Below are 15,481 nucleotides of genomic sequence, written 5' to 3'. Positions count from 1 at the left end.
TGTGGTTCCGCGACAACAAGGGTTGTTGTTTCGGGACCGCATAGTGGACGCAGCGTATCTTGCCAACCACCCCAGGGGGGTGGTGTGGTGTTTGTGGTTGAAGTTGTCGGCCTATTAGTACGGGTCAGCTTCACGAGTCTTTGGTCCTCGCTTCCACATCCCGCCTATCAACCCAGTGGTCTGGCTGGGGGCCTCTCGCCACACAAGGTGGCGTGGAAATCTCATCTTGAAGTGGGCTTCCCGCTTAGATGCTTTCAGCGGTTATCCCTTCCGAACGTAGCTAATCAGCGGTGCACTTGGCAGTACAACTGACACACCAGAGGTTCGTCCGTCCCGGTCCTCTCGTACTAAGGACAGCCCTTCTCAAATTTCCTGCGCGCGCAGCGGATAGGGACCGAACTGTCTCACGACGTTCTAAACCCAGCTCGCGTACCGCTTTAATGGGCGAACAGCCCAACCCTTGGGACCTACTCCAGCCCCAGGATGCGACGAGCCGACATCGAGGTGCCAAACCATGCCGTCGATATGGACTCTTGGGCAAGATCAGCCTGTTATCCCCGAGGTACCTTTTATCCGTTGAGCGACGGCCGTTCCACAACGTGCCGCCGGATCACTAGTCCCGACTTTCGTCCCTGCTCGAGCTGTCGCTCTCACAGTCAAGCTCCCTTGTGCACTTACACTCGACACCTGATTGCCAACCAGGCTGAGGGAACCTTTGGGCGCCTCCGTTACTCTTTAGGAGGCAACCGCCCCAGTTAAACTACCCATCAGGCACTGTCCCTGACCCAGATCATGGGCCGAAGTTAGGTGACCGGTACAGCCAGAGTGGTATTTCAACGATGACTCCACCCGAACTGGCGTCCGGGCTTCAACGTCTCCCACCTATCCTACACAAGCTGCACCGAACACCAATACCAAACTATAGTAAAGGTCTCGGGGTCTTTCCGTCCTGCTGCGCGTAACGAGCATCTTTACTCGTAGTGCAATTTCGCCGAGTTCATGGTTGAGACAGCGGGGAAGTCGTTACTCCATTCGTGCAGGTCGGAACTTACCCGACAAGGAATTTCGCTACCTTAGGATGGTTATAGTTACCACCGCCGTTTACTGGGGCTTAAATTCTCAGCTTCGCCCCCGAAGGGGCTAACCGGTCCTCTTAACCTTCCAGCACCGGGCAGGAGTCAGTCCGTATACATCGTCTTGCGACTTCGCACGGACCTGTGTTTTTAGTAAACAGTCGCTTCCCCCTGGTCTCTGCGGCCCACACCCGCTCCGGAACGCATGGTTCCATCACGGGGCAGGCCCCCTTCTCCCGAAGTTACGGGGGCATTTTGCCGAGTTCCTTAACCATGATTCTCTCGATCGCCTTAGTATTCTCTACCTGATCACCTGTGTCGGTTTGGGGTACGGGCGGCTAAAACCTCGCGTCGATGCTTTTCTTGGCAGCATAGGATCACCGAATCACCCCCAAGGGGGGCGCCTATCGGATCTCAGGCATCATGAGTCACGGATTTGCCTATGACTCGCCCTACATCCTTGGACCAGGTCAATTCCATTGCCTGGCTCGGCTACCTTCCTGCGTCACACCTGTTAATACGCTTACCTCCCTGGTTCGGGTCCCACGCCGCACACCCGGTACCGCTCCCGAAGGAACGATGGTGGGCACTTGGGGTGGTTAGCATCACCAGGTCAATATGGGCGGTTTTTCGCCGGTACGGGAATATCAACCCGTTGTCCATCGACTACGCCTGTCGGCCTCGCCTTAGGTCCCGACTTACCCAGGGCAGATTAGCTTGACCCTGGAACCCTTGATCATTCGGCGGACGGGTTTCTCACCCGTCATTCGCTACTCATGCCTGCATTCTCACTCGTGTGGGCTCCACCGCTGGTTTACACCGCGACTTCACTGCCCACACGACGCTCCCCTACCCATCCACACGGCTGGACCACGAAGGCCTGCCAAAAATATGAATGACGCAACTTCGGCGGTGTGCTTGAGCCCCGCTACATTGTCGGCGCGGAATCACTTGACCAGTGAGCTATTACGCACTCTTTCAAGGGTGGCTGCTTCTAAGCCAACCTCCTGGTTGTCTTCGCAACTCCACATCCTTTTCCACTTAGCACACGCTTAGGGGCCTTAGTTGGCGTTCTGGGCTGTTTCCCTCTCGACTATGAAGCTTATCCCCCACAGTCTCACTGCTGCGCTCTCACTTGCCGGCATTCGGAGTTTGGCTGACGTCAGTAACCTTGTAGGGCCCATTAGCCATCCAGTAGCTCTACCTCCGGCAAGAAACACGCAACGCTGCACCTAAATGCATTTCGGGGAGAACCAGCTATCACGAAGTTTGATTGGCCTTTCACCCCTACCCACAGCTCATCCCCTCCATTTTCAACTGAAGTGGGTTCGGTCCTCCACGCGCTCTTACACGCGCTTCAACCTGGCCATGGGTAGATCACTTCGCTTCGGGTCTAGATCACGCCACTGACTCGCCCTATTCAGACTCGCTTTCGCTACGGCTTCCCCACACGGGTTAACCTCGCGACGTAACACTAACTCGCAGGCTCATTCTTCAAAAGGCACGCTGTCACCCCAACAAGGAGGCTCCAACGGATTGTAAGCGCACGGTTTCAGGTACTATTTCACTCCCCTCCCGGGGTACTTTTCACCATTCCCTCACGGTACTTGTCCGCTATCGGTCATTGGGTAGTATTTAGGCTTACCAGGTGGTCCTGGCGGATTCAAACGGGATTTCTCGGGCCCCGTCCTACTTGGGATGCTCTCACAAAGCGGCGGAACGCATTCGCACTACGGGACTCTCACCCTCTATGGTCCGGCATTCAAGCCGATTCGCCTATGCGCCCGCACCTCACTTCACCAGTCCGGCAGAACTGGTATGGAAAGTCCCACAACCCCGACCATGCAACGCCCGCCGGCTATCACACATGGCTCGGTTTAGCCCCATCCGCGTTCGCTCGCCACTACTAACGGAATCACTTTTGTTTTCTCTTCCTGCGGGTACTGAGATGTTTCACTTCCCCGCGTTCCCTCCACGCAGCCTATGTGTTCAGCTGCGGGTCGCACCACATGACATGGTGCGGGGTTTCCCCATTCGGAAATCCTGGTCTCAACGTCCGGTTATCGACTCCACCAGGCTTATCGCAGATTCCCACGTCCTTCTTCGGCTCCCAATGCCAAGGCATCCACCGTGCGCCCTTAAAAACTTGACCACAAACAAGGGTCAAAAATTTACATGAGCTTCATACATACAATCGAAAGAACCAAGAAACACACACCGCGAACGATGTGCATACCAGGTTCAATAATTCATAAGAAATTGCTTATGCAAAACAAGGACAAAGTCCCTGCTTCACAAGATGCTCGCGTCCACTATGCAGTTCCCAAACAACAACCCCGTCGCACCCACCACCCACACACCCGCAACAAAGGGGAACGTGTCGGCTTAGGCCATGCGCGGGAACACTGAAAAAACAAAACCCGATCCCGCAAGGGGACCGGGGCCTGTTGTTTCAGGACCCAACAGTGTGCCAAAGACCACCCGCGCTCACCGATGGTCCCCGTTCCAGCCACCGGACAAGTCCGGAAGCGTACTAGAAGACCATCCACCAGCGATGGACGGCCGTGATTTGTTGATATTCCACCCTTGAGCACTCGCCCACCAACACAAGTGGTGGATGCGAGCAGCACTGAACACCCGTGACACACGCGCTTTGGCGTGCACACCTGGTGCTAGTTGCTCCTTAGAAAGGAGGTGATCCAGCCGCACCTTCCGGTACGGCTACCTTGTTACGACTTAGTCCCAATCGCCGGTCCCACCTTCGACGGCTCCCTCCCACAAGGGGTTAGGCCACCGGCTTCGGGTGTTACCAACTTTCGTGACTTGACGGGCGGTGTGTACAAGGCCCGGGAACGTATTCACCGCAGCGTTGCTGATCTGCGATTACTAGCGACTCCGACTTCATGGGGTCGAGTTGCAGACCCCAATCCGAACTGAGACCGGCTTTTTGGGATTAGCTCCACCTCACAGTATCGCAACCCATTGTACCGGCCATTGTAGCATGCGTGAAGCCCAAGACATAAGGGGCATGATGATTTGACGTCGTCCCCACCTTCCTCCGAGTTGACCCCGGCAGTCTCCCATGAGTCCCCGCCTTTACGCGCTGGCAACATGGAACGAGGGTTGCGCTCGTTGCGGGACTTAACCCAACATCTCACGACACGAGCTGACGACAACCATGCACCACCTGTGAACCAGCCCCAAAGGGGAAACCGTGTTTCCACGGCGGTCTGGCACATGTCAAGCCTTGGTAAGGTTCTTCGCGTTGCATCGAATTAATCCGCATGCTCCGCCGCTTGTGCGGGCCCCCGTCAATTCCTTTGAGTTTTAGCCTTGCGGCCGTACTCCCCAGGCGGGGCACTTAATGCGTTAGCTACGGCGCGGAAAACGTGGAATGTCCCCCACACCTAGTGCCCAACGTTTACGGCATGGACTACCAGGGTATCTAATCCTGTTCGCTCCCCATGCTTTCGCTCCTCAGCGTCAGTTAATGCCCAGAGACCTGCCTTCGCCATCGGTGTTCCTCCTGATATCTGCGCATTTCACCGCTACACCAGGAATTCCAGTCTCCCCTACATCACTCTAGTCTGCCCGTACCCACCGCAGATCCGAGGTTGAGCCTCGGACTTTCACGATAGACGCGACAAACCGCCTACGAGCTCTTTACGCCCAATAATTCCGGATAACGCTTGCGCCCTACGTATTACCGCGGCTGCTGGCACGTAGTTAGCCGGCGCTTCTTCTGCAGGTACCGTCACTTTCGCTTCTTCCCTACTGAAAGAGGTTTACAACCCGAAGGCCGTCATCCCTCACGCGGCGTCGCTGCATCAGGCTTTCGCCCATTGTGCAATATTCCCCACTGCTGCCTCCCGTAGGAGTCTGGGCCGTGTCTCAGTCCCAGTGTGGCCGGTCACCCTCTCAGGCCGGCTACCCGTCGTCGCCTTGGTGAGCCATTACCTCACCAACAAGCTGATAGGCCGCGAGTCCATCCCTGACCAACAAGTCTTTCCACCAAGGACCATGCGGTCCACGGTGCATATCCGGTATTAGACCCAGTTTCCCAGGCTTATCCCGAAGTCAGGGGCAGGTTACTCACGTGTTACTCACCCGTTCGCCACTAATCATCTTGTGCAAGCACAAAAGTCATCGTTCGACTTGCATGTGTTAAGCACGCCGCCAGCGTTCATCCTGAGCCAGGATCAAACTCTCCGTAAAAAAATACAGACACAACCAACACGACCCTGGAAAAAGGGTTGCGGGTTGCACCAAGTAAAAAAATCCCGGCAAATTGCCCCAGGCGCCCACACGGGGGTGCGGACCCTGAAACCATTCACCAATAAAATAAATAAATTGGTATCAACAAACTTGGCACACTATTGAGTTCTCAAACAACAGACAGCTCCCGGTTCGGCATCCGTGCGATCAAAGATCAGTCGGTGTTTCTTCCGGGGTGATGTGTAATAATTTAATACATGTTCTTCGCGGTGTCAAATCGGCTTTTCGCTAATTTATATTTGCGATAAACACATATTTTCTTTCAACGAATCAACGTTGTTAGAAAAATGTTTGTCATTCGCGGCTGGAAGCTTTTCGCTTGCCTTGGCCGCGGCGACTTAGAAAACAATACACAGGTTTCCCGGGCACGGCAAATCGTAGGTTCCTGCACCCAACAACCGTTAAATCCCCCGTGATCAAGAGGATTATGAACGATTCCGCAGCCAATTAACGAAAAACCGGGGCGAGGTCGTTGCCGTGATCCACAGCACTCCCCTCGCCCCGGTTTATTGCCTTCGAAAAAACCCGGTAATACGTCGCCTAATTACGCGACTTCAACAACGGCCAAGTTCTTCTTGCCGCGGCGAACCAGGAGGTACCGACCGTGCAGGAGATCCTCGCGGCTCACCACCGAATCAATGTCGGAGTACTTCACGTTGTTGACGTAGGCACCGCCCTCGCTCACAGTTCGGCGAGCAGCCGACTTGGATTCCGAAAGTCCCGACGCCATCAAGACGGAGATGATGTCCAGTTCTTCACCATCAACGGTGGTGCTGTTCAGCTCCTGGGTCGCCGCACGCAACGTGGCTTCGTCCATGTCGCGCAACTCGCCCTGCCCGAAGAGCGCAGCCGAAGCGGCAATGACCTTTTCGGTGGCTTCAACACCGTGGACCAAGGAGGTCACGAGGTATGCAAGTTCCTTCTGTCCCTTGCGGGCAAAGGGACGATCGGCGACTTCCTGTTCCAGTGCTTCGATCTCCGCACGTGTCAGGAACGTGAAGATCTTCAAGCGCGCAGCAACATCGGCGTCGGCGGTGTTGAGCCAGAACTGGTAGAAGGTGTACGGGCTGCACATCTCCGCATCCAACCAGATGGCGTTGCCTTCGGACTTGCCGAACTTGGTGCCGTCGGAATTGGTGATCAACGGCGTGCCGTACGCGTAGGCGCTCTTGCCCTCGACCTTGCGGATCAGGTCCGTGCCGCTGGTGAGGTTGCCCCACTGGTCCGAGCCGCCGGTCTGCAGGGAGCATCCGTACAGCTGGTGCAGCTTCAGGTAGTCATAGCCCTGCAGCACCTGGTAGCTGAACTCGGTGTAGCTGATGCCCTCGTCGGAGTTCAGGCGCGCGGCAACGGTTTCCTTCTTGATCATGGTGCCCACGCGGAAGTACTTGCCGACCTCGCGCAGGAAGTCGATGGCGCTCAGCTGCGCGGTCCAGTCCAGGTTGTTGACCATGCGCGCGGCGTTCTCGCCCTCGAAGGACAGGAAGCGGGCGACCTGCGCCTGCAGCTTGCCGACCCACTCGGCCACGGTTTCCTTGGTGTTCAACACCCGCTCGGCCGTCTGGCGCGGATCGCCGATCAAGCCGGTGGAGCCGCCGACCAGGCCCAGGGGCTTGTGGCCGGCCAGCTGCAGGCGGCGCATGTTCAGCAGCTGGACCAGGTTGCCCAGGTGCAGCGACGGCGCGGTGGGGTCGAAACCGCAGTAATAGGTAATGGACTCCTCGGAGAGCACCTTTTCCAGCTCGGCCTCATCGGTGGACACGTGGACCAGGCCACGCCACTTCAGCTCCTGCCAGATGTTGGCAAACGACGGATCATTACTTTGTCCCACCAGTGCGGGATTCTGCTCAATTTCAGACACCCTACTAAATTAGCAGTCTCCGCGCCGGATTACGCTTCCGTGTCAATGCCCGCCGGGATCGCGCCCTCGGCCAGGAGCCGCAGGCGCTGGGTGGTTCGGGTCATGGCGACGTACAGGTCACCGACGCTTCCCTCCACTTCGTCGACCAATTCCTGCGGTTCGATCACGAGCACCACGTCGAACTCTAGGCCCTTGGCCTCTCGTGCGCCAAGCACCACGATGTCCTGGCTCAGTCCACCGGAGCCGGTCCCCACGCGGCGGCCGAACTGCGCCACAACCGCTGCGCGCACATGTGCCAGGCGCGTTTCGGGCACGATGACCGCCAGCAGGCCGCCGTCGGCGATGGCCACCTCGCCGGGCAGCACCTCGTGCAGCTTGGCCAGCAGCTGGCCGGGAGCCAGCCGGTCGACCAGCGGCGGCCATTGGCCCTCGCGCACGGCCTTGGGCGTGGAGATCTTCAGCCCCGCGGCGTGGGCAACCCGGGTTGCGGCTTCGGCGATCTGCATGGGGGTGCGGTAGTTGACCGTCAGTTCCTCCAGCGTGAACCGCTCGGCCACGAACGGCTTCATGGCCTGGGCCCAGCTGTTGGCGCCCGAGGCCGAGGAGGTCTGGGCGATGTCCCCGACCACGGTGAAGGACTTCAGCGGGCAGCGGCGCATCAGCAGGCGCCACTGCATCGGGGATAGCTCCTGGGCCTCGTCCACCACCACGTGCCCGTAGGCCCAGTTCCTGTCGGCCACCGCACGCTCGGCGGCGGTTTGGCGCGCCTCGGTCTCCTGGTTCATGGCGGCCAGGTCCTCGGCATCGACCAGTCCGTCGATGCCGGCGTTGAAAAGCATCTCGTTGACGTTGCGCAGGGTCGCCTCGGCGTTTTCCACGTCGCGCTTGAGTTGCGCCTCGACCCCCGCGTCCTTGTTGCCCACGGCCTTGAAATCGCCCAGCAGGTCCGCGGCCTCGTCCAGCAGCGGCACGTCGGACTCGGTCCACGGCGACCCGGGCTCCCGGTGCAGCGCCGCCAGTTCCCTGGCGTTCAGCTGCGGGGCGGCGGCCGCGAGCAGGTGCTCCTTGGCGAAGAGTTCCTCGAGCAGCGACCGCGGGGTCAGCGGCATCCAGCAGAGGTTCAGCGCGATGCGGACGTCGCGCGATTCGCGCACTTCCTGGAGAAGGTAGCTGCGGTCCACGGCGTTGCCGGTGCCCGAGGAATCCTCGAGGACCTGCTGCAGCTGGTCGGCAAGCTCGCGCACCAGGGTCTTGGTGAAGATTTCACGGGCCTCGTTGTGCGGCTTGCGGGAGGCCCGGGCCTTCTCGCGCGCATGGCGCACCGCACCGCGGGTGAGCACCAGCCGGGTGCCCTCGACCACGACGCGGCGGTCCTCGGCCAGCAGCCGCTGGCGGTTGGACACCGCCTTGGCCACGACCTTGGCCATGAAGGCCTTGCCCTTGATGCGGGCGGCCTCGCGGCTGTGCTCGGGCACCGCGTGGATCCCTGGATACAGCTCCCCCACCGAGGACATGACCACGCCGGTCTCGCCCAGCGAGGGCAGGACGCGCTCGATGTAGCGCATGAAGGAGTTCGAGGGTCCGACCAGCAGCACGCCGGCGGTCTTGAGCCGTTCGCGGTGTTCGTAGAGCAGGAAGGCCGCGCGGTGCAGCGCCACGGCGGTCTTGCCGGTGCCCGGCCCGCCCTGGACCACCAGCACCCCGGCCAGCGGGGAGCGGATGATCCGGTCCTGTTCGGCCTGGATGGTGCCCACGATGTCGCCCATGCGCCCGGTGCGCTTCTGCGTCAGGGCGGCCATCAGCGCGCCCTCGCCCTGCAGGCTGCCGTTTTCGCTGAAGAGTTCGGTGTCCAGGACCTCGTCGTCGATGCCCAGCACGGTGCGCCCGCGCAGCATCAGGTGGCGGCGGCGGCGCACGCCCTGGCGGTGCAAGGCGGTGGCCTGGTAGAAGGCCGCGGCCTCGGGGGCCCGCCAGTCCACCATCAGCCGGGTGAGGTCCTCGTCGGTCATCCCGATGCGCCCGATGTAGCGCGGGGATCCGGCTTCCTCCCCGGCCCGGTTGGCGTCGTCGTCCAGGTCCAGCCGGCCGAAGACCAGGCGGTCCTCCACGGCGTTGAGCTGTGCCAGGCGGTCCTCGTAGAGTGCGGCGAAGGAGTCGCGTTCGGACACGTTCTGGATGGAGCCCTGCGGGCCGGTGCGGCGGGTGCGGGTCAGCTGCTCGACCTTCTCGGCGCGCAGCTCGTCAAGGCGGCTATAGAGCATCGAAACGTAGTTGCGTTCGGCTTCGAGCTCCGGTTGAACGGTCGTGGACTCTGGCATTCAGCACTCCGATGAGGTAACGAAATCGTGGACAGACCAGTTTACGCTCTGCGGCGCCGGCCAATTGACCGGGCCGGGCAAGCGGCGGGTTAGACGAGCTGGAGGGAATGGACCTTCAGGCCGGCGAGCTTCCCGCGCCCGCCCAGGCCCGCCAGCTCCAGGACCACCCCGACACCGACAACCTTGGCCCCGACCTTTTCCAGCAGCCTGGCCGCGGATCCGACGGTGCCGCCGGTGGCCAGCACGTCGTCGAGGATCAGCACCCGGGTGCCCGGGGCGACGTCGTCGCGGTGCAGTTCCAGGGTTCCGGTGCCGTATTCGAGCGTGTACTCGTCGCGGTGCACCGGCCGCGGCAGCTTGCCGGCCTTGCGGATGGTGATCATTCCGGTGCCGGTGGCGTAGGCGGCGGCCGCTGCCATCACGAATCCGCGGGCCTCGAGCCCGGCAATGACGTCGAATTGGCCGGCGAAGGGCGCAATGACCTCGTCGACGATCCGGCGCAGCCCGGCGGGGTCGGCAAACACCGGGGTCAGGTCCTTGAACGAGATACCCGCCGCGGGATAGTCCGGGACGATGGCGCTCAGGCGGTCAAGGAGGTCGCTAATGCTTTCAGGCTCTGGAATCACCCATCAAGTCTAGACCCTGCGGGCCCGGGTTCCTGGCGCGGCCGCCCGGCGGTAGGGCGAGACGCTGGGTTCGCCCGGCAGCCAGAAGCGCCACGGGTACTCCTCGGTGCCCCCGGCCCCGGCAACCCCGGTGCGCGGGCCGGCCAGGAAGGGGTGCGGGGCACCGGACAGGTTCTCCAGGCCCAGCTCCGGCCCCGGGGGCCCGGCGGTGCCGTCGCGGAAGCCGGCGGTGTTGTTGGCCAGGGTCAGGCCCAGCCCCTGGGCCAGTCGCGCCGGGCCGCTGAGCAGCCTGGTTTCGGGGCCCTTGGGGTGCCCGCGCCGGGCCAGGACCGTTTCGAGGCCCGTGACGACCTCGCCGGCACGCATCAGCACCGCCGAGGCGGTGCCTTCGGCCCCGCAGACCACGTTGGCGCAATGGTGCATCCCGTAGGTGAAGTAGACGTAGGCGGTGCCCGGCGGGCCGAAGAGCCCGGCGTTCCGGGCGGTCCGTCCGCGGTAGGCGTGGGATCCGGGGTCCCCGGACCCGTCGTAGGCCTCGACCTCCGTCAGCCGCACCACCACGAGCTGCCCGCCGATGTAGCTCGAGACGCGTGCGCCGAGCAGGTGCGGGGCCAAGTGCATCGATGGCAGTGCCAGCAGCTGGTCCCTCGTGCCCGTCCCCACGGCGTTCCGCCTCCCTGGATGTTCCCGTTGCCTGCTTACTGGTTCTTGGCCTTCAGCTTCACGAGCCAGGGGCCGAGCTCGGGAAGGTCGGCGCCGTCCGCGTCGGCGGTGGCCTGCACGGGCCCCAGCGGCGTGCGGCCGGCCAGCCATGCGGCCAGGTCAAAGACCGTTCCGCTGAGCACCGTGGCATCGTCCCCGTGGCCCAGGGTGATGCGCTGGGCGCCGTGCGGCTGGAGGATGTAGCGGCGGGATTCGGGCACCCGGGCCTCGAGCGCGTCGAAGAGGTGCGCGCAGAATTCCGGCTCCCAGTCGGCCACCGAATTCGACAGGGCCAAATCCGAGGTGTGGATGACCAGCTCGCGCCAGATCGCGTAGAAGAGGTCCTGAACGGTGCCGTTGCGGAACCCGGTGGCCAGGTTCCACTCCCCCGCGCTGATCCCGCGGATGCTGCTTTCCAGTCCGTCGAGGGATTCGGTGGCGCGGGCCACCAGCGCCTCGGGGCGCATCAACGCGGTGATCTCGATGGCGTCGTGGCGCGCGTCCATTCCCCCGTCGTACATCTCGAAGGGCTCCTCGGCGCCGGCGGTGTCCAGTTGGCGGGCCGCTGCGCGGGAAAAGCCGTCGATGTGGGCCACGACGTGCGCGCGGTCCCAGCCGGGCAACGCACTGGGTCCGGACGCGGCGGCCTCGTCCACGGTGGCGATGACCTGGCGGGCGGTGGACAGGGCGGCGAGGATCCGGGTTGTCAGGTCCTGTGGTGTGAGCTCACTCATACACCTCACCCTATCCGCACTCCGGGCAGGAAATCACGAAGGAGGGGCCCACCCGCCGGTGGGCCCCTCCAAGGGATCGTGGATCGGGGTGGGTCAGCCGGCGTAGGCGCGCACCGGAACCAGTGCATCCTTCAACGCCGCCAGCTGGGAGGCGACGGCCGAGGGCGCTGTGCCGCCCTGGGCGCTGCGCGAGTTCAGCGAGCCCTCGGTGGACAGCACGCTGCGGACCTCGGGGGTCAGGTGCCCGGAGATGCCCGCGTACTCCGCGTCGGACAGGTCCCAGAGCTCGACGCCCTTGGACTCGGCCAGCTTCACCGCGGCGCCGGAAAGCTCGTGTGCCTCGCGGAAGGGCACGCCCTGGCGGACCAGCCACTCGGCGATGTCGGTGGCCAGGGCAAAGCCCAGCGGTGCCAGCTCGGCCATGCGCTCGGTGTTGAACTTCAGGGTCGCGATCATGCCGGAGACGGCCGGGAGCAGCAGCTCGAGGGTGTCGGTCGCGTCGAAGACCGGTTCCTTGTCTTCCTGCAGGTCGCGGTTGTAGGCCAGCGGCAGCGCCTTGAGCGTGGCCATCAGCCCGGTCAGGTTGCCGATCAACCGGCCGGCCTTGCCGCGGGCCAGCTCGGCGACGTCCGGGTTCTTCTTCTGCGGCATGATCGAGGAGCCGGTGGAGAAGGCGTCGTCAAGGGTGACGAAGGAGAATTCCTTGGTGGCCCAGAGGATGACTTCCTCCGAGATGCGCGAGAGGTCCACCCCGATCATGGCCGCGACCCAGGCGTATTCGGCGAACACGTCGCGGGCGGCGGTGCCGTCGATCGAGTTCCAGGCCGCGGAGTCGAAGCCGAGCTCGGTTGCCACGGCGATGGGGTCCAGGCCCAGCGAGGAGCCTGCCAGGGCGCCGGAGCCGTAGGGGGAAACCGCTGCGCGCTTGTCCCAGTCGGCCAGGCGCTGGACGTCGCGCAGCATGGCCCAGGCGTGGGCCAGCAGGTGGTGGGAGAGCAGGATCGGCTGGGCGTGCTGCAGGTGGGTGCGCCCGGGCATTGCGGCGTTGGGGTGAGCCTCGGCCTGCTCGATGAGCGCGTCGATGGTGGCCAGGACGCCGCGGGCGATGATGCGGGCATGGTCGCGCAGGAACATGCGTCCCAGGGTCGCGATCTGGTCGTTGCGCGAGCGGCCGGCGCGCAGCTTGCCGCCCAGCGCGGTCCCGGCGCGTTCGATCAGGCCCCGCTCGAGGGAACCGTGGACGTCCTCGTCGGAGTCGGAAGCAACGTAGGCGCCCGAGACCACGTCGGCCTCGAGGGTGTCCAGCGCTGCGATCATGCCGGCGAGTTCGGCGTCGTCAAGCAGCCCGGCGGTGTGCAGCACGCGGGCGTGGGCACGGGAGCCGGCGATGTCATAGCGGGCCAGGCGCCAGTCGAAGTGCGTGGACTTGCTCAGTGCCGCCAGCGCGTCGGCCGGGCCGCCGGCAAAGCGTCCGCCCCAGAGTGCACCTTCGTTTGTTGCCGATCCCATGTTCATCCTTCCGTGCGCCTTGTTCCGGCGCCGGGTCGCGAGGTGTCCAAATCCATTGCCCATCCTAATGCAGGGCCGTGCGCCGGCCCCCGATGAAACACCACTTGTCTAATACTTATTCACAAGTCTACATAAATATTCACAGCTCGTGCCCGCGGGAAGTCCCTCCCGGGCCAACCGGTACGATTTGGGTATGACTGATTCGAGCGCCCCCGATTCCCTGAACGACGAAGAGATCGCGTTCCTGCACTCCATTTTCGACCTGGCCCGCGAGGGCAGCACCGAGAAGCTGATGCTGCTTCTGGACCAGGGGATTCCCGCCGACCTGACGGACCCCAAGGGCGACACCCTGATGATCCTGGCCGCCTACAACGGCCACAATGACATCGTTGCCGCCTTGCTCGAGCGCGGCGCGGACATCAACCGGCTCAACGACAAGGGGCAGGGCGCGCTGACCTGCGCGGTGTTCCGCAAGAACGAACCACTCGTCCGGCTCCTGCTGTCCAAGGGCGCCGACCCGCGCCTGGGGGCGCAGAACGCCATCGCCGTGGCCAAGATGTTCGAGCTGCCCGAGTTCGAGGCAGTGATCGCGGAGTACCTGTAGGCCTCCGCGGCCCGCACCGCGGGCACTATACGGCCGCGGGTTGCAGCTGGACAGGGGGCCGGTGCACATCGGTACGCAACCGTGACAGTCCCCCGCCAGCCCCCGGCCAGATCCCTGTCACACAAGCCCCCCGAGGCCCGGCTTTTGGCACCCTTTTCGGCTTTGCGCTAGTCACACCTGAGAATCCCCTGTGTGACCCTGCACAAGGGCAGGACCGGCGCGTATCGTGGTGCTTATCAGGTGTACTGGATCACTGACAGGAGCGAACAAATGCATATCGACATCGTGCGAGGGGACATCACCGAACAAAAGGTCGATGCGATCGTCAATGCTGCAAATCCCTCCCTGCTTGGTGGCGGCGGCGTTGACGATGCCATCCACGCGGCGGCCGGCCCGTCCCTGCTGGCCGAATGCCGGAAGCTGAGGGCCACGACCCACCCGGACGGACTGGCCTCCGGGCTCGCCCTGGCCACGGGTGCCGGGGACCTTCCCGCGCGCTGGGTCATCCACACCCCGGGCCCCAACCGCCACGTGGGACAGACGAACCCCAAGACTCTGGACAAGTGCTTCACCAACTCCTTGTACGTCGCCTCGCGGCTGGGAGCCACCAGCATTGCTTTTCCGGCCATCGGCGCCGGGGCCTACGGCTGGGCCCCGGAGGACGTCGCGTCGATCGCCGCCCACGCCATCCACGAGTGGTTCGAGCTGTACGTGCACTCCACTTCGATCCACCGGGTCGTGCTGGTTGCCTACAACGACGAGGTCGAAGCCGCCTTCCGCAAGGCCTTTGACACTCCGCGCACCGAGAGCCAGCTCGTCCACGGTCCGTAGTGCACGCCCGGCCCACCCGCCGGCAAAGCAAGGCTCCCCGGGGGCTGCCCGCGCATCGCGCGGGCAGCCCCCGGGCATTTCCCGGGTGTCGCACGCCTTCCCCATTTGCGCGCCTGCACCCATTCCGAAACCGGGCCCTACCGGGAATCGCTGCTGTTTGCGTCCGCTCCCCCGGCACCCAGGGCCTTGATGTAGCCGATCGCCGGCCCGAGCCCGTCCACGACCAGCTCGAAGACAATCTCCCGGCCTTCCCTGCGCCTGCGGGACAGGCCGGCCTCCACGAGGATCCTCAGGTGCTTGGCCACGGCCTGCCTGCTGATCCCCAACGGCGCACTCAATCGAGACGCACTGGCCGCCTTATCTCCTAGTAGCGCAAGCACCTGCCGCCGGGTCTCGTCCGACAACGCCGCAAAGATCAGCTGAGTCGCTTCGGTGCCCGGCCGCCCCGTCATTTGTCGCTCAAATAACGCTGCGCCGCGAGCATCTCGGCAGTCCACCCCCGGGTGTTGGCGCTGATGACGCGGGCATGTTCGTCCTGGTCGAAGGCGGCGAAGCCACTTTCCATGACCCGCAGCCTGACCGCACCGGAGTTGGTGGTTTCGACCCAGAACTCAATGAGCGTATTGGGAACCGGATCGTCCCATGCGTCGCCTCCCAGCGAACGGAAGGCCGCGTAGCCCGGTGCCTCGAGGGCGATCGTCTCGAATTCGAACTGGCCGTAGATGGCGTCATGGACGGTGGAGAAGGCGCCGTTGGTTTCAATGCGGTGTGGCGTGATGGCCCCGCCATTGATGAACCAGCCAGGCTCGCTGACCAGCTTCCAGACGGCTTCCGCGGTGGCGGTGATGTCGATGGTTGCCTCGATGGCATCCTGTCGTTCGGTGTCCATGTGTTTCCCCTCGAGACGCAAAGCCCTTGTGCAACAACATGGTTGCACAAGGGCTTTCG

At 63.0% G+C, this 15,481-nt stretch carries 10 protein-coding genes and 2 rRNA genes; 2 read left to right on the top strand and 10 right to left on the bottom strand.

The features are described from left to right. Positions 1-94: 94 nt before the first annotated feature. The 8 genes from FPY90_RS00325 to argH form a co-directional block, all read right to left on the bottom strand. Positions 95-3,225: ribosomal RNA gene (locus FPY90_RS00325) — 23S ribosomal RNA — on the bottom strand. Between the two features lie 535 nt (positions 3,226-3,760). Beyond that, a 16S ribosomal RNA gene (locus tag FPY90_RS00320) occupies positions 3,761-5,288 on the bottom strand. The 16S and 23S rRNA genes sit together here, the layout of an rRNA operon. A gap of 604 nt (positions 5,289-5,892) precedes the next feature. Next, positions 5,893-7,182: a tyrosine--tRNA ligase gene (gene tyrS / locus FPY90_RS00315; protein ID WP_498685645.1), complete on the bottom strand. Its 1,290-nt coding sequence runs from the start codon at positions 7,180-7,182 to the stop codon at positions 5,893-5,895. A gap of 56 nt (positions 7,183-7,238) precedes the next feature. Next, positions 7,239-9,527: a HelD family protein gene (locus tag FPY90_RS00310; protein ID WP_498683217.1), complete on the bottom strand. Its 2,289-nt coding sequence runs from the start codon at positions 9,525-9,527 to the stop codon at positions 7,239-7,241. An 89-nt stretch (positions 9,528-9,616) separates the two neighbouring features. Further along, on the bottom strand, positions 9,617-10,153 hold the full coding sequence (locus FPY90_RS00305; protein WP_498683215.1) for an adenine phosphoribosyltransferase: 537 nt from the start codon (positions 10,151-10,153) through the stop codon (positions 9,617-9,619). A 9-nt stretch (positions 10,154-10,162) separates the two neighbouring features. Then, a complete protein-coding gene (locus FPY90_RS00300) occupies positions 10,163-10,816 on the bottom strand; it encodes a DNA-3-methyladenine glycosylase (RefSeq protein ID WP_286135464.1) in 654 nt (217 codons plus the stop codon). 35 nt (positions 10,817-10,851) lie between these two features. Beyond that, on the bottom strand, positions 10,852-11,589 hold the full coding sequence (locus tag FPY90_RS00295) for a maleylpyruvate isomerase family mycothiol-dependent enzyme (protein ID WP_498683214.1): 738 nt from the start codon (positions 11,587-11,589) through the stop codon (positions 10,852-10,854). A gap of 93 nt (positions 11,590-11,682) precedes the next feature. Next, positions 11,683-13,098, bottom strand: coding sequence for an argininosuccinate lyase (gene argH, locus FPY90_RS00290; RefSeq protein WP_498683211.1), 1,416 nt, complete (start codon positions 13,096-13,098; stop codon positions 11,683-11,685). 193 nt (positions 13,099-13,291) lie between these two features. On the opposite strand from argH, the gene FPY90_RS00285 reads away from it, so the two are divergent. Together FPY90_RS00285 and FPY90_RS00280 are read left to right on the top strand one after the other, a co-directional pair. Next, the gene (locus FPY90_RS00285; RefSeq protein WP_071215775.1) at positions 13,292-13,702 is read left to right on the top strand and encodes an ankyrin repeat domain-containing protein; all 411 of its coding nucleotides are present in this window, start codon (positions 13,292-13,294) and stop codon (positions 13,700-13,702) included. A gap of 270 nt (positions 13,703-13,972) precedes the next feature. After that, on the top strand, positions 13,973-14,533 hold the full coding sequence (locus FPY90_RS00280; protein ID WP_071215776.1) for an O-acetyl-ADP-ribose deacetylase: 561 nt from the start codon (positions 13,973-13,975) through the stop codon (positions 14,531-14,533). 137 nt (positions 14,534-14,670) lie between these two features. On the opposite strand, the gene FPY90_RS00275 is transcribed toward FPY90_RS00280, so the two are convergent. Both FPY90_RS00275 and FPY90_RS00270 read right to left on the bottom strand, forming a co-directional pair. Further along, on the bottom strand, positions 14,671-14,985 hold the full coding sequence (locus FPY90_RS00275) for an ArsR/SmtB family transcription factor (RefSeq protein ID WP_071215777.1): 315 nt from the start codon (positions 14,983-14,985) through the stop codon (positions 14,671-14,673). Continuing rightward, a complete protein-coding gene (locus tag FPY90_RS00270; RefSeq protein ID WP_071215778.1) occupies positions 14,982-15,422 on the bottom strand; it encodes an SRPBCC family protein in 441 nt (146 codons plus the stop codon). The genes FPY90_RS00275 and FPY90_RS00270 overlap by 4 nt, the downstream gene beginning before the upstream one ends. Between the last annotated feature and the right edge of the window lie 59 nt (positions 15,423-15,481).

It is taken from the genome of Arthrobacter sp. C2 (assembly GCA_024207135.1).
Lineage (GTDB): Bacteria > Actinomycetota > Actinomycetes > Actinomycetales > Micrococcaceae > Paeniglutamicibacter.
Note: the sequence above shows the minus strand (reverse complement) of the source record. Positions and strands in the feature narration are given on the sequence as shown.

Bases quoted from the DNA above. Each gene is read 5' to 3' on its own strand.
- FPY90_RS00275 (WP_071215777.1), bottom strand. From the start codon at position 14,985: ATGACGGGGCGGCCGGGCACCGAAGCGACTCAGCTGATCTTTGCGGCG.
- FPY90_RS00295 (WP_498683214.1), bottom strand. From the start codon at position 11,589: ATGAGTGAGCTCACACCACAGGACCTGACAACCCGGATCCTCGCCGCC.
- FPY90_RS00310 (WP_498683217.1), bottom strand. From the start codon at position 9,527: ATGCCAGAGTCCACGACCGTTCAACCGGAGCTCGAAGCCGAACGCAAC.
- FPY90_RS00285 (WP_071215775.1), top strand. From the start codon at position 13,292: ATGACTGATTCGAGCGCCCCCGATTCCCTGAACGACGAAGAGATCGCG.
- argH (WP_498683211.1), bottom strand. From the start codon at position 13,098: ATGGGATCGGCAACAAACGAAGGTGCACTCTGGGGCGGACGCTTTGCC.
- FPY90_RS00280 (WP_071215776.1), top strand. From the start codon at position 13,973: ATGCATATCGACATCGTGCGAGGGGACATCACCGAACAAAAGGTCGAT.
- FPY90_RS00270 (WP_071215778.1), bottom strand. From the start codon at position 15,422: ATGGACACCGAACGACAGGATGCCATCGAGGCAACCATCGACATCACC.